Source organism: Streptococcus mitis (assembly GCF_002096815.1).
Lineage (GTDB): Bacteria > Bacillota > Bacilli > Lactobacillales > Streptococcaceae > Streptococcus > Streptococcus mitis_AD.
The window spans coordinates 427777-449504 of sequence record NZ_NCVJ01000021.1 but is presented as its reverse complement, the minus strand read 5'-3'; the positions used below and the strand labels follow the sequence as shown (position 1 = coordinate 449504).

The 21728-nt window shown below is 41.8% G+C and carries 22 protein-coding genes and 1 pseudogene; 1 reads left to right on the top strand and 22 read right to left on the bottom strand.

The window, feature by feature from the left end:
• Nucleotides 1-44: 44 nt before the first annotated feature.
• The 14 genes from B7696_RS09010 to ybeY all read right to left on the bottom strand — a co-directional run bounded on the left by B7696_RS09010 (nt 45) and on the right by ybeY (nt 12242).
• Complete coding sequence (locus B7696_RS09010) at nt 45-758, bottom strand: O-methyltransferase (RefSeq protein WP_084863529.1); 714 nt, start codon at nt 756-758, stop codon at nt 45-47.
• 1 nt (nt 759) lies between these two features.
• Nucleotides 760-2562, bottom strand: coding sequence for an oligoendopeptidase F (pepF, locus tag B7696_RS09005; RefSeq protein ID WP_084863305.1), 1803 nt, complete (start codon nt 2560-2562; stop codon nt 760-762).
• Between the two features lie 18 nt (nt 2563-2580).
• Nucleotides 2581-3534 (bottom strand): competence protein CoiA, encoded by a 954-nt coding sequence (locus tag B7696_RS09000; RefSeq protein WP_084863302.1) that lies wholly within the window; start codon nt 3532-3534, stop codon nt 2581-2583.
• Between the two features lie 72 nt (nt 3535-3606).
• Nucleotides 3607-4467: an SAM-dependent methyltransferase TehB gene (gene tehB, locus B7696_RS08995; RefSeq protein WP_084863300.1), complete on the bottom strand. Its 861-nt coding sequence runs from the start codon at nt 4465-4467 to the stop codon at nt 3607-3609.
• A 14-nt stretch (nt 4468-4481) separates the two neighbouring features.
• Nucleotides 4482-4949, bottom strand: a complete 468-nt coding sequence (smpB, locus tag B7696_RS08990) for an SsrA-binding protein SmpB (protein WP_084863298.1) — start codon at nt 4947-4949, stop codon at nt 4482-4484.
• Nucleotides 4912-7266 carry a ribonuclease R gene (gene rnr, locus B7696_RS08985; RefSeq protein WP_084863296.1) on the bottom strand — a complete coding sequence of 785 codons (2355 nt, stop codon included), beginning with the start codon at nt 7264-7266 and terminating at the stop codon, nt 4912-4914. The genes smpB and rnr overlap by 38 nt, the downstream gene beginning before the upstream one ends.
• A 100-nt stretch (nt 7267-7366) precedes the next feature.
• Nucleotides 7367-7600 (bottom strand): preprotein translocase subunit SecG, encoded by a 234-nt coding sequence (secG, locus tag B7696_RS08980; RefSeq protein WP_000282517.1) that lies wholly within the window; start codon nt 7598-7600, stop codon nt 7367-7369.
• A gap of 39 nt (nt 7601-7639) precedes the next feature.
• A complete protein-coding gene (rpmG, locus tag B7696_RS08975) occupies nt 7640-7789 on the bottom strand; it encodes a 50S ribosomal protein L33 (protein WP_001809104.1) in 150 nt (49 codons plus the stop codon).
• The gene (locus tag B7696_RS08970) at nt 7789-8988 is read right to left on the bottom strand and encodes a multidrug efflux MFS transporter PmrA (RefSeq protein ID WP_084863294.1); all 1200 of its coding nucleotides are present in this window, start codon (nt 8986-8988) and stop codon (nt 7789-7791) included. Before B7696_RS08970 ends, rpmG begins: the two co-directional genes overlap by 1 nt.
• Nucleotides 8975-9580 carry a dephospho-CoA kinase gene (gene coaE / locus B7696_RS08965; RefSeq protein WP_084863291.1) on the bottom strand — a complete coding sequence of 202 codons (606 nt, stop codon included), beginning with the start codon at nt 9578-9580 and terminating at the stop codon, nt 8975-8977. The genes B7696_RS08970 and coaE overlap by 14 nt, the downstream gene beginning before the upstream one ends.
• Nucleotides 9580-10404, bottom strand: coding sequence for a DNA-formamidopyrimidine glycosylase (gene mutM, locus B7696_RS08960; protein ID WP_084863290.1), 825 nt, complete (start codon nt 10402-10404; stop codon nt 9580-9582). Before mutM ends, coaE begins: the two co-directional genes overlap by 1 nt.
• A gap of 48 nt (nt 10405-10452) precedes the next feature.
• Entirely contained in the window at nt 10453-11352 is a 900-nt protein-coding gene (gene era / locus B7696_RS08955) for a GTPase Era (RefSeq protein ID WP_084863287.1), read from the bottom strand.
• Nucleotides 11353-11368: 16 nt separating this feature from the next.
• Nucleotides 11369-11764 carry a diacylglycerol kinase family protein gene (locus B7696_RS08950; protein ID WP_000378166.1) on the bottom strand — a complete coding sequence of 132 codons (396 nt, stop codon included), beginning with the start codon at nt 11762-11764 and terminating at the stop codon, nt 11369-11371.
• A complete protein-coding gene (gene ybeY / locus B7696_RS08945; RefSeq protein ID WP_000275156.1) occupies nt 11745-12242 on the bottom strand; it encodes an rRNA maturation RNase YbeY in 498 nt (165 codons plus the stop codon). The genes B7696_RS08950 and ybeY overlap by 20 nt, the downstream gene beginning before the upstream one ends.
• Before the next feature lie 104 nt (nt 12243-12346).
• Between ybeY and pavA the strand changes: the two genes are divergently transcribed.
• Complete coding sequence (gene pavA / locus B7696_RS08940) at nt 12347-14002, top strand: Rqc2 family fibronectin-binding protein PavA (RefSeq protein ID WP_084863285.1); 1656 nt, start codon at nt 12347-12349, stop codon at nt 14000-14002.
• Between the two features lie 32 nt (nt 14003-14034).
• Here pavA and deoD read toward each other — a convergent pair whose 3' ends face one another.
• The 8 genes and pseudogenes from deoD to B7696_RS08900 all read right to left on the bottom strand — a co-directional run bounded on the left by deoD (nt 14035) and on the right by B7696_RS08900 (nt 21720).
• Nucleotides 14035-14745 carry a purine-nucleoside phosphorylase gene (gene deoD / locus B7696_RS08935; protein WP_000022091.1) on the bottom strand — a complete coding sequence of 237 codons (711 nt, stop codon included), beginning with the start codon at nt 14743-14745 and terminating at the stop codon, nt 14035-14037.
• 560 nt (nt 14746-15305) lie between these two features.
• Nucleotides 15306-16589, bottom strand: coding sequence for a chloride channel protein (locus B7696_RS08930; protein WP_084863284.1), 1284 nt, complete (start codon nt 16587-16589; stop codon nt 15306-15308).
• A 2-nt stretch (nt 16590-16591) separates the two neighbouring features.
• Nucleotides 16592-17401, bottom strand: coding sequence for a purine-nucleoside phosphorylase (locus tag B7696_RS08925; RefSeq protein WP_084863282.1), 810 nt, complete (start codon nt 17399-17401; stop codon nt 16592-16594).
• Nucleotides 17398-17959 (bottom strand): annotated as a pseudogene (locus B7696_RS08920) (DUF1697 domain-containing protein). Before B7696_RS08920 ends, B7696_RS08925 begins: the two are co-directional and overlap by 4 nt.
• A 1-nt stretch (nt 17960) precedes the next feature.
• Nucleotides 17961-19172: a phosphopentomutase gene (locus B7696_RS08915; RefSeq protein WP_084863278.1), complete on the bottom strand. Its 1212-nt coding sequence runs from the start codon at nt 19170-19172 to the stop codon at nt 17961-17963.
• Between the two features lie 23 nt (nt 19173-19195).
• Nucleotides 19196-19879, bottom strand: coding sequence for a ribose-5-phosphate isomerase RpiA (gene rpiA / locus B7696_RS08910; RefSeq protein WP_084863276.1), 684 nt, complete (start codon nt 19877-19879; stop codon nt 19196-19198).
• Between the two features lie 105 nt (nt 19880-19984).
• Nucleotides 19985-20914 (bottom strand): peptidase U32 family protein, encoded by a 930-nt coding sequence (locus tag B7696_RS08905; protein WP_084863274.1) that lies wholly within the window; start codon nt 20912-20914, stop codon nt 19985-19987.
• Between the two features lie 125 nt (nt 20915-21039).
• Entirely contained in the window at nt 21040-21720 is a 681-nt protein-coding gene (locus tag B7696_RS08900; RefSeq protein ID WP_084863272.1) for an ABC transporter ATP-binding protein, read from the bottom strand.
• Nucleotides 21721-21728: the final 8 nt, after the last annotated feature.

Here is a 21728-nt window from a genome sequence, read left to right as displayed (position 1 = left end):
TTACCCTATCTATTTTACTATATTTTCTTAAATTTTTCTGAAAATTATTCGCTGTCAAGCAATTGAACATCTGCTACATTTTTACGAAGCATGAGAATGCCGTCCCCTAAAGGTACTAATGTTGCAGTGAGTCCTGGATTGTCTAAAGTTGCATCAAATAATTTTTGAAGGCCTCGATAAATAGTTCGCTGGCCACGACGAACCTCCCTAATGTCCTTGGCAACATCACCACCTTGAAAAATATCATCCAAGACAACCACACCACCGACTTCCAAATATTTGAGGATTTCTGGCAGAAAGACGATGTATTTAGACTTGGCTGAATCCATAAAGACGAAATCATAGGACTCTGTCAAGGTAGATAAGACATCTACCGCATCTCCTTCTAGGAGCGTAATTTGCTTGCGACTGTCAAACTGGGCGAAATTTTCCTTGGCAAATCCAATCATTTCTGGATTGCGGTCAATGGTTGTAATCTTAGCATTTGGCGCATGTTCAGCCATCAAGAGGGCTGAAAAACCGATAGCCGTCCCAATTTCCAGAATATTTTTAGGCCGCATGGTTTCCATGAGAAAACGGAAATAAGCAACCGTTTCATGGGGAATGATGGGAATATTTTCCTTGCGAGCAAAGTCTTCCAATTCTTTCAGGGAACCTGTGACTTGCTTTTGACGCTGGCGCATCAAGTCCACAATTTCTTCTTTGACAACAGGACGACGCATGTTATGGTTGGCATTCTTACTATACGATTCAACCATCTTATGCCAATCCCAATTTTTCAACAAGGGCTTCAAACTCATTCAAACGACGTTCAAAGACAGCAAAGGCATCGTTTAGGTAATCTTCCTTCTCCATATCAACACCAGCTTTTCTCATGACATTAAGTGGATAGTCAGACTTACCTGCCTTGAGGTAGTCGATATAACGGTCACGGTCTTCTTGACTACCATGAACAATCTTTTCAGCCAAGGCTGAGGCTGCTGCAAAACCTGTTGAATATTGATATACATAGTAGTTATAGTAGAAGTGTGGAATGCGAGCCCACTCGTATTGGATTTCAGGATTGTCTTCCTTACTCAAACCATAATACTCTTGGTTCAAGGCTGCGTACAGTTTATTTAAGAAATCGCTTGTCAAGACTTCACCATTTTGATCCGCTTGATGAATCGCGTGTTCAAACTCGGCAAATTGAGTTTGGCGGAAAACTGTTCCACGGAAACCATCTAGGAAGTTATTGAGAATAGCAAAGCGCGTTGCATCGTCTTCCACTTCTTCCAATAATTTCTCCGTCAAGATATTTTCATTGGTAGTTGATGCAATCTCAGCCAAGAAGATAGAATAATCTCCGTAAACATAAGGCTGCGTTTCACGAGTATAGCTTGAATGCATACTGTGACCTGTTTCATGAACAAGGGTAAAGAGATTGTCTAAATTGTCCTGCCAATTAAGTAGCATAAAGGCATTGGTATCGTAAGAACCACCAGAGTAAGCCCCTGAACGCTTGCCTTGATTTTCGTAAACATCAATCCAACGCTCACTGAAGGCACGTTTGACACGGCTCAAGTAATCCTCACCCAAGACTGCCAAGGCATCTTCTGCCTTTTTCAAGGCTTCTCGGTAGGTAAAACTGTATTCAACAGAAGAAAGTGGTGTGTAGACATCGTACATCTTGAGGTCTGAAATTCCCAGGATTTTTGAACGAAGGTTAAGATAGCGATGCAAGAGTGGCAAATGCTTGCGAACTGCTGCTACCAAATTGTCATAAACACTCTCTGGAACAAAATTGGCTGCTAGGGCTGCATGACGAGCGCTCTTGTAGTTGCGAACTTTGGCACGGTAGTTTTGCACCTTAACATTGGTTTGCAAGGTTTTGGCATAGGTGTGTTGGAATTGTTGATAAGTCGCATAAAGGGCTTGATAGGCACCACGACGAACCTCACGATTTTTAGACTCCATCAAACGTGTGTAAGTCCCATGAGATAGCTGAACTTCCTTACCATCATCGTCAAGAACATAAGGGAACACAATATCCGCATTGTCCAAGATAGCGAAGGTTTCACTTGCCGAACCAAAGATTTCCCCAGCTCCAGCCAATAATTCTTCTTCGCGTTGTGAAAGAACGTGATCCTTGCCTTGCAAAAGCTTGTCAAAATAGTGTTGATAAACCTGCAATTTTGGCTGAGCTTCTAAAAAGTCAGCATACTGCTCTTCACTAATCTCCATAAATTCAGGTTCATAGAATGAAAAGGCTTGGTCTAGCTGGCTATAGAGAGTCATGGCCTTGGCATAGTACTCTTGGTACTTGGCTTCACGTGTGTCTTGGTCATTCTTCATATGAGCATAAACGTAAAGCTTCTCCATTTGGCGTTCCATTTCAAGAGAAAATTCAGTAATTTCGAGTAGACTATCCGCACTATCCAGGAGATGGCCTTCATACTGGGCTACTGTCTCCAATTGTTCTGTTATATCTTTTAAGGCTTCTTCCCAAGCCTGGTCAGTTGGGTAGATCGTTGATAGATCCCATGTATCTTTTTCATTTATTTCATGTCTTTGTAATACCATTAGATTCCTCCATCCTTTCTATTCTACCATATTTTTTAAGAAATATTGCTGATAAAAGGCTGGTGGATAGAGCATTTGCCAATCATTTTGAGGATTTTCTTGATAATAGGTTTGAAAATACAGATAATAGCGAATCAAATCTTGCTCAATTTGGCAAAAATTACCTACTAGTGGTCGAATTTGTGGATACCATTCTTTTAGCCCATAAGTCAGGAGATTTTCTCCCTTTTTATAGGCTTCTGCTTGTTCTTTCATCCAAATGGGATTTTGATAGTACAGTTGTTGCCGGATATAACGACAGATGTCCTTGTCCTGAGAAACTGTAAAATGAGATATTTTTTGTTTCTTATAGGGAAAACGTAATATCTCCAGTAAACTACCGTGACCATAGGGAAATTCCTTAATCTGATAATGGAGTTTACCTCGGAGATCTTGGTGAATCAGGTATTTGAGTCTTAAAACTTGTTTTTCACTGTCTAATTCCCAAACATAAAAGCCCATGTTTTGACTGAAATAGAGAAAACCTTGTTGTAGACGAGTCAAACGCTCCTTGAGCCACAGTTTTTTTCCCAGCAACCACAGTACTTGGTAACCCTGACTACGATAGCCCTCGCTACGCTCTTTAAGAACTTTTTGAGGCAAGGGACTACATTGAACCTCTAAAGCTAGATTGCCATTTACAAATACATCCGCAATCTGTTTAAGCTCTGGAAGCAGGTATTCTAATTGCACCTCGGCCTCTTTTTTCAACCAGTGATAAAGGACTTCCTTGTTTTCCAAGTGTTCTTGACTTTCATTTTCAGAGGAAAAATCACAGTCTTTTAAGGTTTTGTGGGCAAAATGGGTCCGGACACTTGGTCCTTGACGCAAACGGAGCTGACCTCCACAAGCTGGGCAGGTGTATGCTTCCTTCTCAAGTTTATCCTCTAACACATTTACCAATTCTCCCCTAGCATCTCTCGCAACAAACATGATTTCCCTCCTTTTCTATATTATTCGTAAAAAAGAAAAAAGATCAGGAAATTTCCTAATCTTCATTCATGTTTATTTGATTTTCTTAGCTAGCATGGTCGCAAAGCGTAGTTGAATGCGATTGCCATTCTCATCGCGACGGTGAAGATGGCCTGGATTTTCATTGTACTTAACCATTTCCCAGTCCTTGTAATAGTCTGCCAATTCCCCTTCTTTAAAGGTGAATGGGAAGTTAACCGAGCAAGGATAATCTTCCGTGTCCATGGCACAGACGATAAGGTTGTAGCCACCGACCGTGGTATGCTCCTGCATATTTTTGATAATTGCAGGAATGCGGTCTGCTTGCAAAAACATCAGAACAACTGTTGAAACGATAAAATCATATTCTTGCCCAATGCTGGCTGAATTGATATCGTAGAGACCAACAGGCATATCCAAATCTTCCTGCTCCACAATGCTTTGCAAGATTTCAAGAGATAATTCATTTTGATCCACAGCTGTCACATCAAAACCATTCTTTGCTAGAAAGAGTGCATTACGGCCTTGACCACAGCCCAAATCTAAGGCTTTCCCTGGTTTTACTTTCTGCATAGCCTCTAGGACCTCTGAATGAACAGGATTGGTATTGTATTTTTTAGGGAAATAATCCTCAGGTTTACAATAAAATTCTAAATACCATTCTACATCGTCTGTTACAGCCTCCACTCGGTGCCAGGCTTGTGGTTGTGCCATGGGATTGTCAGCCCCTGCTTCAAATAGGTGTTCAGCTAGAACATCCCCATCCTCTGTCAATTCAATAAACTTGAGAGTTCCTTTTAAAACAGTAATCTTGCCCCAAGTCCCAACCTTGGTATTGTGTTTCTGCTGAACAGCTTCAGGCATAGTTTGTTTATTCCACAAGGGCATGCGTTTATAGGCAACTAGTTTTTCCATTTTCATTCCTCTTTTTATCGCTGGTTGACTGCTTTCATGACACGCGCGATATCGCGGTTTTGTTCACGACGTTTGATAGACTCCCGTTTGTCATAGTCATGCTTCCCTTTGGCAAGTCCTAAAAGAAGCTTGGCATGGCCATCTTTGATATAGACTTTAAGGGGAACCAGGGTCATTCCTGTTCCTTTAGTCTCTTGTTCCAACTTTTGGATTTGCTTTTTATGTAGTAAGAGTTTTCGACGACGTTCTGGTTCTTGGTTCCAGATATTGCCCTCTTCGTAAGGAGCGATATGAACATTACTCAACCAGACCTCCCCATTTTTTACTTGGGCAAAGCCATCCTTGAGATTGATTCGAGCTGCTCGCACACTCTTGATTTCAGTTCCAGTCAGGACCATTCCTGCCTCTAGCGTATCTACGATTGTATAGTCATGACGCGCCTTTTTATTTTGTGCGACGACCTTTCCCTCGCCCTTTGCCATGCTTGGCTCCTTTCTTAGCTACTTCCTTATAAAAAGGTTTCTTTCCTTTTTTCTTCTTGTCTTTTTGTGAATGCTTGCGCTTATCATTTGAGCGTCCTGATTTTCTCTTATCTTCCTTCTTATCTGAACGACGACTTGAACCACGCCCTCTGTCACTGCGACTAGACTGTTTCAAGCCTTTTTCAATCACATCAAACTCACTTGGGATGTAAGAGAAGTCAATTTCACCCGTCATCTTGTCGGCTCTTTCAACTCGGATACGGATTTGCTGACCTACACGGAAGGTTGTTCCTGATTTCTCCCCACGAAGAGTCAAATCCCGCTCATTGAAATGATAAAATTCAGGTAGATTAGTGATGTGAATCAAGCCTTCAACTGTATTCGGCAATTCGACAAAGAGACCAAACTTGACAATGCTGGACACAACCGCATCGTACTCTTCACCCACGTATTCTTCCATGTACTCAGCCTTTTTCATGGCTTCGACTTCACGCTCAGCCTCGATGGCACGACGCTCACGGTTGGAAGACTGGGTCGCAATCTCTGGAATCACTTGTTCAAAATGCTCGGCTATTTCTTTAGAACGGCCGTAATCCCGAATCATACGGTGAACAAGAAGGTCTGGATAACGACGAATCGGACTAGTAAAGTGAGTATAATAGTCAGCCGCTAATCCATAATGGCCGTGATTGTGCTCCGAATAGCGGGCCTGTTGCATGGAACGGAGAAGCATCATGGACAATACATCTGCATAAGGTTCTCCCTCAACAGCACGCATGATGTCTTGGAGGGTCTCTTGGCTAATCTCACTGGCAGTCCCATAAATGCGCAAGCCAAAGCTCGAAGCATAATCAATAAACTTCTGAACTTTTTCAGCCTTAGGTTCCTCGTGAATTCGATAAATGAAAGGTAGATCCAGCTTGCTAAAATGCTCGGCAACTGTTTCGTTGGCTATCAACATGAAGGACTCAATCATACGCTCGGCAATGCCACGCTGACGAAGGACGATATCAACAGGCTTACCCTGTTTATCCACTAAAATCTTCGCTTCATTGGTATCAAAATTGAGGGCTCCACGTTTCACACGCATATTTTCTAAAGTTTCATGAAGCTTGGCCATGAGTTCGATACTTGGAACAATTTTCTGATATTCTTGTCTCTTCTCCTCGTCACCTGATAGGATATCATTGACATCGCTATAGGTCATACGAAAACTGGTCTTGATAACTGTTTGTGTAATGGTGTAGTTGACTACACGACCATGTTTATCAATTTCCATAATGGCAGACTGGGTCAGGCGGTCAACTTGAGGATTGAGGGAACAGATGCCATTTGACAGTCGTTCTGGAAGCATTGGAACCACTCGGTCTGTTACATAGACTGAAGTCGCTCGGTTAAGGGCTTCCTTGTCAAGGGCAGAACCCTCGGTCACATAGTAGGAAACATCTGCGATGTGAACACCAAGCTCTAGATTTCCATTTTTCAAGGTCTTGATATGCACCGCATCGTCCAAGTCCTTGGCATCCGCACCATCAATGGTAAAGGTAATCTCATCTCTTAGATCCAGACGACCTTCCATATCCTTTTGAGACGGAGCATCAGGAACACTTTCTGCTTCCTTGACAACAGCTTCTGGAAACTCAGATACAATGTCCATAGACTCCAAAACCTCAAGAACATCAATTCCGACATCCGTTGAATGCCCAACCACATCTAGTACACTCGCAACAAAGAAATCATGTTTCTTGCTTGGGTATTTATCGATAAAGACCTTGAGAACTTCGGTTCCCTCGAGTTTAAGGGCTGGTTTCTTAACATAAATCAGTTGACTGATTTTCTGATTCTTTGAACGGATGTAGCCAGCATACTTGGGCTTTTCCTGATTTAGAACGATTTGGCCAACAACTGTTGTCAGACTGTGTTCTAAGATATCGATAATTTTTGCTTCTGCTGCTGTTCCCTTATTTCGGTCAGCGACTTTCTTGATGACGACCTCAACGGTATCACCATCAATAGCATAGTTGACATCGCTTTTTCCTACAAAAAGGTCTTCCTCCTCACCTTCCAGACTGACAAAGCCAAAGCCATTTTTATGGGCATGAAAAATCCCCTTGAGAGTAATCTCATGTTTTTTCTTAATTTCTAATGTCAGACTACCATCTTCTTCAAAACGAATCTGGTGCTTCCTTTCCATTAGGGACAAGGTTTTAATCAACTCACGAAAATCCTTGGAACCGTCTTTTCCCAAAGCCTGAGCCAAGTCATTGACAGTCACCTTTTCCTTGTCTTGTAAATATTCTTTTATTCTATCTTTCATATTTTCTTTCTAGATTTTTTCTTTTCTTTTACTGTAAAACCTTCTCAAACATCATTTAAAAATAAAAAGAGGCAAAGACCTAGTCCTGCCCATTATTTTCTTATCTACTTGATAATACCGTCAATGCTAAGGCAATGGCTAGCCAGAAAAAGACTAAAATCCCTGTCAAACGCTGCATTACAGCTTCAAAACCGCGTGCTTTACTGCGTTCAAACAAATCACCTGAGCTGGCATCAAATACATTGCTGGATTGGTTTTTAGTTGGTTGCATGAAAATCGCAATCACAATCACAACAGATAATACTAATAAAATGGTTAATAATAGGTTATACATATCAAACTCCTTAAAATCCCTATTATTTTACCATAAAATCTACTTAGATTCAAGATGTAGGGTTACTTTTCTTTCCTTGGGACAATACTTTAAAACCTCAATCTTGTCTGGATGGGTTTTGGAATTTTTACTGGTTAGGTAATTGATACTGCCACAAGAGGAGCATTTGAGATTAATTTTTACTCGCACTAGATTTCCTTTACTTTTAATAATGTTCGAAATTGAAGAAGGTTAAAGAGACAACTAAAGGCAACACAAAGGCTTGTCGCATAAAAGACTGCATGGTAGCCAAATTTTCCTGCTACTGCAGAACCTGCCATGGGACCAACGACACCTCCCAGATAAAAGAATACCTGATTGAAGGCAAAGACCCTCGAAATACCAGCTTTGGGCGTCATCTTGCTGAGTAGCGCATTAACCCCTGGTATCAAGGCACCGGTTCCCAGTCCAAATAGGAAACGATAAAGTCCTAGTTGAAGGGGGGTAGAAGCATTGGCACAGAGGAGATAGATGATGACTGAATAAAACTGGGCGACAACTAAAAGACGATGATTGCCTACCTTGTCACCTAGCTTTCCCATAACTCCTGCACTCATCATACTGGAAAATCCCATACTGGATACAATCAAACCTGATACAAAGAGAAGATTCTCTGTCTGGCCTAAGTCGCGCACATAAAGTGCTAAAATAGGGCCGATTGATTGGGCTGAAAATTGGATGACAAAACTGGTCAGAAAGAGGTTGACCAAGAGATAGGGATATTTAACTGATGTAAATAATTCCTTTGTTGGGATGGCCTTTTCCTTGGCCACTGGTTGAAAATCTTCCTTGATAAAGCAAATAGTTAAAATAGCAGCTAAAAATAGAAAACAACCAACCAGTAAAAAGACAGTACGAATACCAAATAATTCTGCGATAAAGCCACCAATAAAGGGACCAGTTAGAGTACCTGCAACTACGCCTGTAGACAAAGTGCCTAAGGCAGAACCTGATTTCTCCTTGGGAACTTGACTGGCTATCAAGGCTGTTGCATTGGGAACAAAACCCGCAAATACACCATTCAGTAAACGAAGAAAGATTAACCAATAGATATTTAGCACAAAGGCCAAGCCTCCCATAGTGATAGTCATGGCCAGACCAGCACGAATCATCATGGGTTTTCGACCGTACTTATCAGCAAGGATTCCCCAGATAGGAGAAAAGAGCGCCGCGGAAATGGCAGAGACAGAAATAGCTAAACCTGCATAAAAAGCAGCTTGATCACTCCCTACGCCCAGATTTTCTACAAAGATAGGCATAAAAGGCACAACCAAGGAAATGCTGGCTCCAGTCAGAAAATTACCAAACCAGGCAATGCGCAGATTATCCTTCCAGTTAATCTCTGTCATCTTGCCTACCTCCCTCAAGAAGGATATGCACTTGATTAAGAAGCTGGTTCTGATTGCCATTATTATCAAGAATATGGCTGGCCAAATCTTTCTTTTTTTCTAAAGGCCACTGGGCTGCCAGACGAGATTCAGCTTCATCTTTGGACAAGTGGTCCCTTTTCATTAAGCGTTCTACTTGGATATCTCGGTCCACATAGACCAACCAAGTCTCATCAAACCAAGCGCTGTAGGCCTGCTCAAAAAGTAAGGGAATATCCATGAAGAAAATCTCTTCTGTCTGAGCCAATTGGTCTCTTAATGTAGCTAGTTCCTCACGGATAATCTCCCCTTGGATTTGCTTAGACCATTCTCGTTCTTCAGGATTTGAAAAGATAAGACTAGCTAGGAGAGGGCGATTGAGTTCTCCGTTTTCAAGGATGATTTCTTGCCCAAAATGCTGGACTAGAGCCTGAAATAGACGACCACCAGGTTTCTGTAGTTGGTGAACGACTGCGTCGGCATCCACTACTTGAAAGCCTTGCTTTCTTAGAAAATTTGTCACGGTTGACTTACCAGAGGCAATTCCCCCAGTGATTCCGATGATTTTTCCCATCAGATCCTCCTTTGGCACTGAGGACAAAAGTGAGTTCCTCGTCCGCCTAGTTGGATTTTCTCAATGATGGTGCCACAACGTACACATTCTTGACCAGCCTTGTCATAGACTTGATGAAAATCCTGCATGGTTCCATCTTCCCCAAAGGCATTGGTATAGGTCCGAATGGTGGAACCACCTTTTTCAACAGCCTGTCCCAATACAGCAATGGTCTGGTCATGAATAGCTGTCGCTTCTGCGGCTGTCAAAGTCTGGGAATGTCTAGCCGGATGAACCTGAGCTCTCCAGAGAACCTCATCCACATAGATATTGCCAAGTCCAGCTACCAAGGTTTGGTCTAGAAGATGGGATTTGATAGGCTTTTTGGACTTAGCTAGGGCAGCTTGAAAGACCTGTAAATCAAAGTCTTGTTCGCTTGGTTCAGGACCTAATTTTTTAGAAATAAAGTAAGCGTCTAAAAGGTCAGGAGCCAAGAGTTCCATGGTTCCAAACTTTCGTACATCCTCATAAACAAGCGTGCCACCATCTTCAAACTGAAAGAAAACATGAGCATGCTTGCGTTCAGGAACTTGGTCTGGATAGTAAAAATACTTCCCTTCCATCCGCAGATGGGAAATCAAGACCTTGTCTGTCAGGTAGAAAAGCAAATATTTTCCACGACGTCCCATTGACTCGATAATCTGACTAGGCACTTCCTTTTGAAACTCGTCCAAATCTGTCTTAATCATCTTGGGATAGCGAATTTCTACACTCGAAATCTTCTTTCTCAAAATCAATTTTTCTAAGCCACGACGAACAGTTTCAACCTCAGGTAATTCAGGCATAAGTCCTCCTTCTGTAAAAACAAGAAGCAGGCATGAGCCCACCTCTACTTAGTATTCTTTTTCATTATAGCCAAAGTCAGCCAAATCTAGCTTTTTATCGCGCCAGTTTTTCTTGACCTTGACCCAAGTTTCTAGGAAGACCTTATCTCCTAGCATGAGTTCGATATCACGACGGGCCATGCTACCGATTTTCTTAAGCATAGCACCACCTTTACCGATGATAATCCCTTTTTGGCTATCGCGCTCGACCATGATGGTTGCACGGATATGAACCTTGTCTGTCTCTTCATCTCGTTTCATAGAATCCACTACTACTGCAACAGAATGCGGAATCTCTTCACGAGTTTGGTGCAAGACTTTCTCGCGAACCATTTCTGAAACCAAGAATCGTTCTGGATGGTCTGTGATTTGATCAGACGGGAAATATTGGAAACCTTCATCTAGATTTTCACTCAAAATATCCACAAGACGAGAGACGTTATTCCCTTGAAGAGCTGAGATTGGAACGATTTCCTTAAAGTCCATCTGATTTCGGAAATCATCAATCTGAGACAAAAGCTGGTCTGGATGAACCTTATCGATCTTATTCACCACCAAAATCACAGGAACCTTGGCAGCCTTAAGACGCTCGATAATCATATCGTCCCCCTTACCACGCGCTTCATCCGCAGGTACCATGAAAAGAACGGTGTCCACTTCGCGAAGGGTACTATAGGCAGACTCAACCATGAAATCTCCGAGAGCTGTTTTAGGCTTGTGAATCCCTGGTGTGTCGATAAAGACAATTTGCTCCTTATCAGTCGTGTAAATTCCCATGATTTTGTTGCGCGTTGTCTGCGCCTTGTCACTCATAATGGCAATCTTTTGCCCCATGACATGATTTAAAAAAGTTGACTTCCCAACATTGGGACGTCCTAAAATGGCTACAAAGCCTGATTTAAAAGTCATAATTTCCTCTTGATATTTAAAATAATAAATCCCAGATTCGTGGGAGAAAAATCAATGCGCCTGTTAAGGCTGCGAAAAGAGAGACCACTAATACCGCGCCAGCCGCCATATCCTTGGCATTTTTAGCCAGCATAGAAAAGTGATAGTGACTGGCCAAATCCACCACATTTTCAATAGCAGAATTGATAATTTCAAAAGCTACTACCAAGAAAATGCTCAATAGGAGAAAGAGCCATTCGATTCGTGACACCTGAAAAACAAAACCTGCAAGAATGACTACAAGAGCCGTCACTGCATGTTTTCGCATATTGCGTTCTTCCTTGATGGCAGTAAAAATTCCTGTGAGGGCAAATTCTAAACTGGATATCAGGTCACGATTTTTCCATTTTCGTTTATTGTCTTGTGAGTCCATAGGCTGTCAAAATCTCTTCTTGTAAACCGAACATCTCCGCTTCTTCTTCCGGAGTATAGTGATCATAGCCGTTGATATGTAAAAAGCCGTGTACTGCCAAGAAGCCCATCTCACGCTCAAAGCTGTGACCGTATTCCTCGGCCTGCTCATGTGCCTTATCGATAGAGATGAAAAGTTCCCCAATATAGGCATCAAACTCAGACATCATCTCTGCCAATTCTGGATTTTCAAGTAAATCCTCTTCGTCAAAGGCAATTTCCAACTCTGGCTTATATTCAAGGCTGATAACATCTGTCGGACGGTCTGTGTCACGGTACTCCAGATTGAGTTCATGACTACGCTCATTGGTCACAAAGGTAACTGCCATCTCCTTGTCTTCTTTGCCTAATTTTTGGGCTGCAAATTCCAAAATTTCTTGGGTTTGTTGCAACATTTCTTTTGAAACTTGACCAGTTTCATCTACCATTTCAATATACATGTGCTTCTCGTTTCTCTTTACTTGGCTTTATTATACCACATTTCCATGATTTTATTCTACCTTTTTGATATAATACTATGGAATACAATCACAAGGAGAGAACGATGTCATTTGACGGATTTTTTTTACACCACATGGTTGAAGAATTGCGAAGAGAGTTAGTGAATGGTCGCATTCAGAAAATCAATCAACCTTTTGAACAAGAGTTGGTCTTGCAAATCCGCAGCAATCGCCAAAGTCATCGCCTGCTCCTTTCAGCCCATCCTGTTTTTGGACGCATTCAGCTGACCCAAACGACTTTTGAAAATCCAGCCCAGCCTTCTACCTTTATCATGGTTTTGAGAAAGTATTTGCAGGGTGCCCTGATTGAGTCGATCGAGCAAGTGGAAAATGACCGTATTGTGGAAATTACGGTTTCTAATAAAAACGAGATCGGAGACCATATTCAGGCTACCTTAATTATTGAAATCATGGGGAAACACAGTAATATTCTACTGGTCGATAAAAGCAGTCATAAAATCCTCGAAGTTATCAAACACGTCGGCTTTTCACAAAATAGCTACCGTACCTTGCTTCCTGGATCGACCTATATCGCTCCGCCAAGTACGGAATCTCTCAATCCTTTTACTACCAAGGATGAAAAACTCTTTGAAATTCTGCAAACACAGGAAACGACAGCTAAGAACCTTCAAAACTTCTTTCAAGGTCTGGGACGTGATACAGCAAATGAATTGGAAAAGATTCTGGTTAGTGATAAACTAGCCACTTTCCGAAACTTTTTCAATCAGGAAACCAAGCCATGTTTGACTGAGACTTCCTTCAGCCCAGTTCCTTTTGCAAATCAGGTGGGAGAACCTTTTACCAATCTTTCTGATTTGTTGGACACCTACTATAAAGACAAGGCTGAACGCGACCGCGTCAAACAGCAAGCCAGTGAACTCATTCGTCGTGTTGAAAATGAACTTCAGAAAAACCGCCACAAACTCAAAAAACAAGAAAAAGAGTTACTAGCAACAGACAATGCGGAAGAATTTCGCCAAAAAGGAGAATTGCTAACAACCTTCCTCCATCAAGTGCCTAACGACCAAGACCAGGTTATCCTAGACAACTACTACACCAACCAACCTATCACCATTGCGCTTGATAAGGCCTTGACTCCCAACCAGAATGCCCAACGCTATTTCAAACGTTATCAGAAACTCAAAGAAGCTGTCAAATACTTGACTGATCTGATTGAAGAAACCAAGTCAACCATTCTCTATCTGGAAAGTGTCGAGACCGTCCTCAACCAAGCTGGACTAGAAGAAATCGCTGAAATCCGTGAAGAATTGATTCAAACTGGCTTTATCCGCAGAAGACAACGGGAGAAAATCCAGAAACGCAAAAAACCAGAACAATATCTAGCAAGCGATGGCAAAACCATCATCTATGTCGGTCGCAACAACCTGCAAAACGAGGAGCTAACCTTTAAAATGGCCCGCAAGGAGGAACTTTGGTTCCATGCCAAGGACATTCCTGGAAGCCACGTTGTCATCTCAGGCAACCTAGACCCATCTGATGAAGTCAAGACAGACGCAGCAGAACTTGCAGCCTACTTCTCTCAAGGTCGCCTGTCAAATCTGGTTCAGGTAGATATGATTGAAGTCAAGAAACTCAATAAACCAACTGGTGGAAAACCTGGCTTTGTCACTTACACAGGACAAAAGACCCTCCGTGTCACACCAGACCCAGAAAAAATCGCATCCATGAAAAAATCCTGATTTTACTTGAAATCAGGATTTTCTTTTACATTTTACTCTGCAATCAAGGTTTCCAAACCAACCTTCATCATATCAGTGAAGGTATTTTGGCGTTCTTCTGCAGTCGTGTCTTCATCTGGATTGACCAAGCTATCAGAGATAGTCATAATAGCTAAAGCATCAACATGGTGTTGAGCAGCAAGATAGTAAAGAGCTGCTGCTTCCATTTCCACAGCCTTGACGCCCCATTTACCAAGTTCGATGTTCTTTTCAAAGTAGTTTGAATAAAAGACATCAGAAGACAAAACGTTCCCAACGTGGGTGGTCATACCAAGTTCTTTGGCGATATGGTAGGCCTTGTCCAGCAAATCAAAGCTAGCGATTTGTGGGAAATCGTACTGTGGCCAGTCATTGCGGATGATGTTAGAGTTGGTTGCAGCTGCCTGCGCCAAAACCAATTCACGAACGTGGACATCTTCATTCAATGAACCTGCAGTTCCCACACGGATCAATTTTTTCACACCGTAGTCCACAATCAACTCACGCGCATAAATCGAAATCGATGGCATTCCCATCCCAGTTCCCATGACTGATACACGGTGGCCCTTGTAAGTACCAGTGTAACCAAACATATTACGCACTTCGTTAAAACAAACAGCATCTTCAAGGAAATTTTCCGCAATAAACTTCGCACGAAGAGGATCCCCAGGAAGAAGAATTTTATCAGCAATTTCACCCTGCTGAGCAGCAATATGGATAGACATAATTTATGATACAAAGAGCGACAAGAAAACGACTGAAAATTAGGAATCTGACGAGAAATCCTGATTTCTCAGTCAGATTATCTATTTTCCAAGTTTTCCGCTCGTGTTCAAATTAGAACACCTCACTCTACCTTTCTTTTTTTATATTCAGGATAGCGACAGAGAATAAAGTAAAAATAGGAAACTGATGACGCATCGCAGATGCTAAACAGTTTATCTTTTTTACACAGTTCTCCGCCCGTATTCAGTTCAGCAAATACGGTTTACCCATCCTTTCTTTCTTAATTTTGATAATATTGAGAAGATTAGGGCGGCCTCTATTCAAATCCGAACTCCCCCTTCTCTTCTAAGTTTTTAGAAAAGTTTTCCGCTCGTGTTCAAATCAGAACACAAGCTCTACCTTTCTCTTTTTTATTTTTATATTTCATAGCTAGGAAAAATAGTATTCAATCAGGATTCCAATAGGGCTACTACATTTTTATTTAAAACAGTTATTGATAAACTGACAATAGTTTTTAACCTTTTAAGATAAATCCTTGATTAGAGGAAACAGGCATTTCCTACCTAATTACTTTATTCCTTGACTTCTGACTCAGTATGCTAGCCCAAGGAAAGCGGTCTAACATTTTTGCAAATTCATAGGCTAAAACAGCTGTTACTAAGAGATACGGAAGAGAAACTATACCTAGCCCAGTGAAACCTATTACTAATCCAGTTGCAGAAAAGGGCGCCCTCAAGGTCACAGACAAAAAGCAAACCGATCCCAAAAGCAAAATGCTTGGCTGGCTATCCCCACCTAGAATCATGCCCAAGAGAGCAGCTCCAGCCATCCCCAAGGCAAAAGATGGCGTAAGAGTACCACCATAGGCCCCTGCCCAAAGGATAATAAGAACGACCACTGCTTTTAGGAAAAACATGAGAAGCACTGTTTGACCACTGCTACCATTTAAAATTTCCTGAGCCATCATACGTCCATTTCCAAATAGATGTGGAAAATAACTTGCCAATCCAGCAAGAAAAAGAAAAGCTGAGGGCAATGTGAGAAGTATTCGTTTATCTTTTATTCTGTTTGAAGACGCTGCCTTACTTAAGCGACCAAAAAGCCAAGCTAGTGGGGTTAAGAAAAGAAGTAATAAGGGAATAATCCACGTTTCCTTTAATGACCATGCAATGGCTGGAATCTGGTAGAGAGCCTGATCTGAAATAACCAAGCCTGCTATATAGGTTGAGACATAGGTTGTCAAACCGACTAAGACAAATCGTTTAATAGATAGAGCGATGCCTAGGGTTTCAAAAACAAAGAAGACACTTGTTAATGGAACCTGATAAACAGCCGCTAAACCAGCACCAGCACCACAAGCAAGGAGAAAGATACAATCCTTCATAGACAGTATACATATTTTTCCAATTGGTCCTGCAGATAGAGTTCCAATCTCTCGTGGTGCAGCTTCTTTGCCAATAGGGGCTCCCCCTCCAACTGCAATGATCTGCCAAATTGAATGAAATAGCTGTTTTAGAAAATGAAGCTTGTATTGTGAAGTCTCATCCTTCATCTGAGCTTTGATGGAAAAAATCTTCGACCCTTTTTGCAAGAAGTACCAGACTAAGGACGAGCTAAGACCCACGATTATTAAACTTAGTCCTATCCGTGAGGAGGAAACTCCATCTGTCAAAAATCCACTATGGTGCTCTGACTGACCAAAAGCTAGCTTCTCCATCATCTCTAAAAGATAATGGAGAAATATACCAGATAAACCCGAAACTATTCCTTGCAGAATTACTGCTATGAATAATCTAAAATTATAAGGAATTTTTCGAAAAATACTCCTCAATTCTATTAACATGATTACAATTCAGCAAGAATCGCTTTAAGCAAGCCTTTGAAGTCGCCTTTAACACGTTCAGTCTCTTCTACAACTTCTTCGTGGTTGAGTTCTTCTTGGAAACCTGCAGCATGGTTAGTGATACATGAAATTCCTAGAACTTTCATGCCAGAGTGGGCTGCAACAATAACTTCAGAAACAGTAGACATACCAACTGCATCTGCTCCCAATGTCTTATAGGCACGAATTTCTGCTGGGGTTTCATAAGTCGGACCTGTTACTCCAATATAGACACCTTCATCAAGCTTGATACCAAGTTTCTTAGCCACTTCATGGGCAGTAGCACGATATTCTGGAGTGTAGGCTTTAGACATATCTGGGAAACGTGGACCAAAATCATCCAAGTTTTCACCCATCAATGGGTTTTGCCCCGTCATATTGATATGGTCTGAGATAGCCATCAAGGTACCAGGCCCAAATCCAATACCTCCAGCTGCATTGGTTACAATGACACCTTCGCATCCAAGAACTTTCATCACACGTACTGGGAAAGTCACAACTTCCAGAGGATTTCCTTCGTAGAAATGGAAACGCCCTTGAAGAGCTAAGACCTTGCGACCTGCCAGTTCCCCATATACCAATTTACCAGCGTGACCGACTACTGTAGAGCGGCCCCAGTTTGGAATATCAGCATAGTCTACAACAACTGGATTTTCGATTTCTTCTGCCAGTTCTCCAAGTCCTGATCCAAGGATTAAACCAAACTCAGGTGCTTGGATTCCCTTGTCTTTCAGGAAGGCAGCTGTTTCATTGATTTTATCTAAAAATGTCATTGTGTGTCTCCTTTATTAATTTTTTAGCATTTGACCGATTTTGTCAAAAGTTTTAGCATTGCGAATGGTGATTTGGCGGTAGAAAGGCATCTTGAGTAAGTATTTGTGATAGGCAGTTGCATAGTAGGATTCTTCAGAAAATTTCCCCCAGAAAATACCAAGTTTTCCAAAATGAACGACTTCATCTTCTAGTTCCAAACTGTTCACTTTCTCGATGACTTGATCCACATCCAAGCCCTCTGTGTAAAAGAGGACATCTTTTCGAGCTAGGTCTTTGGTCCACCAATCTGGCAGATTCTTCAGCTCTTCTTCATAATCTTCATGACTCAGTATAGAAAAGCTCTGAATAAATGGATAATGGACTGCAAAGAAAGCCTCTAACTTTTCAACCAATTGGGCTTTGGCATCTGTCGAATTAAAGAAAATATTGCCACTGTTGATGTAGGTCTCAACATTTTCAAGCCCAAACTCTGTCAATTCTTGCCGAAGCACTGCCATGACGACCTTATTCTTGCCACCAACATTGATGCCTCTAACCAGTAAAGCATAACGCGTCATCTTATACCAATTTATCTAAGAAACTTTCCCCAATCATGGCAGTTTCAACACCAAAGTTATCGGCAATAGTCGCTGAGATATCTGCAAAATGTCCTACTGGAATAACACCATTGCCTTTAAAGGCAGGGCTGTAAGCCAAAAGTGGAATAAATTCACGAGTGTGGTCTGTTCCTGCATAGGTTGGGTCATTTCCATGGTCAGCAGTAATCAAAAGAAGATCATTCTCTCTCATGGCTGCGATAATTTCAGGTAAGCGTTCATCAAACTCATGCAAGCAATCACGGTAGCCATGAGCATTACGACGGTGGCCGTATAGGGCATCAAAGTCCACCAAGTTTGTGAATGAGAATCCTTTTTCAAACTCAGCAAGGCCCATAGTCTTCAACAGTGTATCAATTCCGTGGCTATTTGACTTGTTATGGCCCATGTCGTGGTTGATACCAGCACCGTTAAAGATATCGTTGATTTTACCAACAGCGTAAGTATCGATACCAGCCTCATTCAATTTATCCAAAACAGTCGGTGCAAATGGAGATACTGCCAAGTCACGACGGTTTGCTGTACGAGTGAAGTTACCTGGCTCACCAACATATGGACGGGCAATGATGCGACCAAGAAGGGCAGGACGCTCAAGGGTAATCGAACGAGCGTACTCACAGATACGGTACAATTCATCCAGAGGAATGATGTCTTCGTGGGCAGCAATTTGCAAAACAGGGTCAGCTGAAGTATAGATAATCAACTCCCCAGTTTCCATTTGACGTGGTCCAAAATCATCGATAACAGCTGTTCCTGAGTAAGGTTTATTAGCTTCACGAATAACCTTACGTCCTGAAAATTCTTCAATTTTTGTCAAGATTTCTTCTGGGAATCCGTTCCAGAAAGTATCGAAAGGCTCGGTAATATTGAGTCCCATGATTTCCCAGTGACCAGTCATAGTATCCTTACCAAGGGATGCTTCTTCCAATTTTGTTGCATAACCCGTTGGATTGCTTTCAGCTGGAACAGTCTTCAGAGGAGTTTCACGAGGAATATTTCCTAGACCGATTTTAGCCATGTTTGGCACATTCAAACCAACTGTTTTTGAAATGTGTCCTAGTGTGTCAGAAGCTCCATCTGGAACCCCTGCATTGACAAAGTTATTGGCATCTGGTGCAGCACCGATTCCTACAGAATCCAGTACCACCAAGTGAATACGATTAAATTTTGACATAGTGTATCTCCTTATTATGTTGATTAGTTTGCTTTTGTTGAAGTTAAAATCTGAACCCCGTCTCGTCCAGCAACGATTACCTTATCCACCATTTGGTTGAATAAGCCGTGCTCAACGACACCAACGACATGGTCCAATTCTTGCCCAAAGGCGATTGGATCTTCAATGACATCCAAGGCAAGGTCAATGATAAAGTTCTGCATATCCGTCACAAAACGTTGGCCATCTTTTTCACGGAAACTTGGTTTGTAGCTAGCTCGCTCAAAACGACGGAAGACCTGTTCTGCACCATACTGGACTACTTCCACTGGCAATTTAAAGGCACCCAATTTCTCAACTAGTTTGCTTTCATCTACCACCCAAATGTATTCTTTTGAGGGCGTTGCGACCACCTTCTCCATCAGAAGGGCACCACCACCACCTTTAATTCCGTTAAACTGGCTATCTACTTCATCCGCTCCGTCAACCGTCACATCAACCAAATCTACTTGGTCAATAGACTTGAGTGGGATATTAAGACCTTCAGCCTGTTTACTAGTCACACTAGAAGTCGTTACAGCTGTAATTTGCAGTCCTTCTTCCTTGATACGACGACCGATTTCTTCGACAAAATAATAGGCAGTAGAACCCGTTCCCAGTCCAACAACCATCCCATCCTTGACAAACTCAGCAGCCTTGATACCAGCCATTTTCTTCAGATTTTCCACTCAAACACCTCCATTAAAGAGCTACTTTTATTATAACATGTATCCCTTTTTATTTCATGGATACACTGGAAAAACCCGAACATTTTTATTTCGGGTTTTGATGTCCTATTTAACCATGTCAGGATCGTAGTCATAAAATCCTGTATCAAGGAAACGGTTTTTAGGGTGTAACTTGCGTACTTCCTCATCCAGCAAGAAGGCTTGGTCATGGCTAAAGTTGCCCTCTTGGATCAAGCTTCGCGCTTGGATAAAGAGTTTGGCAATCTCAACAAAGTTTTGACCAGGTGTATAGAGACCTTCTAATTTCCAGTGAGTAAAGCCATGCTCTACCAATTCTGTCAATTTGGTCATCAAATCAAGGTCGTTATTGGCAAAGATATGGGTCCCATGATTGTCTTCAAAAATGGAGTAGTGGCTCTCTGGGTCGCTTGGTTCAGCCAAGAAGAGGTCACGTTTACGCGTCTTTTCATCATCGATATGCGTAAAGTTATAGTAGTTTTGCAAGAGCGGACGTTTAGAATGATGAATAACACTTGCACCGTAAACCAAAACTTCAGCAGGAATTTCCAAAATCTCTGGCATTTTGAAAAGTTCAGCTGATGGAATTTCACGTGCCAAAACAGCCTCAGATGCGCCAGCCTTTTGTCCCCAGAAGTTAATCTGACGACTGCTTGTTACCATGGTTGAAGCATCGTAGATGGTCTTAAAGGAATAGGCATCGCGGTTGACCACGTAAAAAACGCCTGCGTCTCCAATAGTAATGTAGTCTGTCTTGATTTCTTCCAAAAAGTCTAAGAAAGGCTTGATACGGTCCATCATATCTTGGTGCATGAGGGCATTGACTGCAACGATCAATTCCTTACCAGCATCATGAACCAGCTTAGCGATTTCACGCAATTGGTCATAACTAAAGGTTGTTGGCAGACGAAGACCAAAATCTTTCTCACCGACATAGATACGGTCTACGCCAGCTTCGAGCAGTTGTTTAACTTGTTCAATACTTTCAGCAGTTGCTGTAATAATAATCTTTTCCATAAGAAAAATTATACCACATTTCTGGAAAATCAGCTATGAATACTGGGAGTTTTACAAAAAGTAAGTCTTATTTTTAAATTTTGAAATTAAAAAATGAACAGTAACCAACACCGTTCACTCTCTTTTTATGCATGTGTTTCTTCAACTAGGTGACCATCATTCATGATATAAATACGGTCAACCTTATCAAGAAGTCGTGTATCATGTGTAATCATAACAACTCCTCTACCTTGTTCATGTGCAATACCAGCCAACATCTCCGTTACTTGGTAGGCACGCTGGGTATCCAGACTAGCTGTTGGCTCATCAGCAAGCACAATGCTTGGATTGTTATAGAGGGCTCTAGCAATCGCAGCTCGTTGACGTTCTCCACCTGACAATGCCTTGGGATACTGATCTTGTACTTTTTCCAAATCCAACAAGTTAAAAAGTTCTTTCCGGTCACTTTTACTATGTTTTCTCTTATCTAGTCTGTCAATCAAATCCAGCTGTTCCTTGACCGTTAGAAAAGGAATTAAGTTTGAAGCCTGGAGAATGAAGCCAAACTCTCTAAAACGGAGGTCTGTTTTCTCCTTCTCCGTCAAATTGCCTGTTTCCTTCCCCTTTACTAGAATCTTTCCACTAGATGCTTCCTGAAGTTGACCTAAAGTTGTTAGAAAGGTCGTCTTTCCAGAACCTGATGGCCCAACGATCGCCACGAACTCTCCCGCATTTAGCTGAAAATTAGTCTCATGCAGGGCAACGACTTTCATCTTTCCTTCCCCATAGGTTTTTGTCACTTGCTTCATTTCTATCAATGCTGTCATACTATTCT

Coding starts and splice junctions, on each gene's coding strand:
- B7696_RS08930 (WP_084863284.1), bottom strand. CDS start 16,589: ATGTTAATAGAATTGAGGAGTATTTTTCGAAAAATTCCTTATAATTTT.
- mutM (WP_084863290.1), bottom strand. CDS start 10,404: ATGCCTGAATTACCTGAGGTTGAAACTGTTCGTCGTGGCTTAGAAAAA.
- deoD (WP_000022091.1), bottom strand. CDS start 14,745: ATGTCTATCCATATTGCTGCTCAGCAGGGTGAAATTGCTGATAAAATT.
- B7696_RS09010 (WP_084863529.1), bottom strand. CDS start 758: ATGGTTGAATCGTATAGTAAGAATGCCAACCATAACATGCGTCGTCCT.
- era (WP_084863287.1), bottom strand. CDS start 11,352: ATGACTTTTAAATCAGGCTTTGTAGCCATTTTAGGACGTCCCAATGTT.
- smpB (WP_084863298.1), bottom strand. CDS start 4,949: ATGGCAAAGGGCGAGGGAAAGGTCGTCGCACAAAATAAAAAGGCGCGT.
- B7696_RS08925 (WP_084863282.1), bottom strand. CDS start 17,401: ATGACATTTTTAGATAAAATCAATGAAACAGCTGCCTTCCTGAAAGAC.
- coaE (WP_084863291.1), bottom strand. CDS start 9,580: ATGGGAAAAATCATCGGAATCACTGGGGGAATTGCCTCTGGTAAGTCA.
- pavA (WP_084863285.1), top strand. CDS start 12,347: ATGTCATTTGACGGATTTTTTTTACACCACATGGTTGAAGAATTGCGA.
- B7696_RS08970 (WP_084863294.1), bottom strand. CDS start 8,988: ATGACAGAGATTAACTGGAAGGATAATCTGCGCATTGCCTGGTTTGGT.
- secG (WP_000282517.1), bottom strand. CDS start 7,600: ATGTATAACCTATTATTAACCATTTTATTAGTATTATCTGTTGTGATT.
- B7696_RS08950 (WP_000378166.1), bottom strand. CDS start 11,764: ATGGACTCACAAGACAATAAACGAAAATGGAAAAATCGTGACCTGATA.
- B7696_RS08905 (WP_084863274.1), bottom strand. CDS start 20,914: ATGGAAAAGATTATTATTACAGCAACTGCTGAAAGTATTGAACAAGTT.
- B7696_RS08900 (WP_084863272.1), bottom strand. CDS start 21,720: ATGACAGCATTGATAGAAATGAAGCAAGTGACAAAAACCTATGGGGAA.
- pepF (WP_084863305.1), bottom strand. CDS start 2,562: ATGGTATTACAAAGACATGAAATAAATGAAAAAGATACATGGGATCTA.
- tehB (WP_084863300.1), bottom strand. CDS start 4,467: ATGGAAAAACTAGTTGCCTATAAACGCATGCCCTTGTGGAATAAACAA.
- B7696_RS08915 (WP_084863278.1), bottom strand. CDS start 19,172: ATGTCAAAATTTAATCGTATTCACTTGGTGGTACTGGATTCTGTAGGA.
- ybeY (WP_000275156.1), bottom strand. CDS start 12,242: ATGTATATTGAAATGGTAGATGAAACTGGTCAAGTTTCAAAAGAAATG.
- B7696_RS09000 (WP_084863302.1), bottom strand. CDS start 3,534: ATGTTTGTTGCGAGAGATGCTAGGGGAGAATTGGTAAATGTGTTAGAG.
- rnr (WP_084863296.1), bottom strand. CDS start 7,266: ATGAAAGATAGAATAAAAGAATATTTACAAGACAAGGAAAAGGTGACT.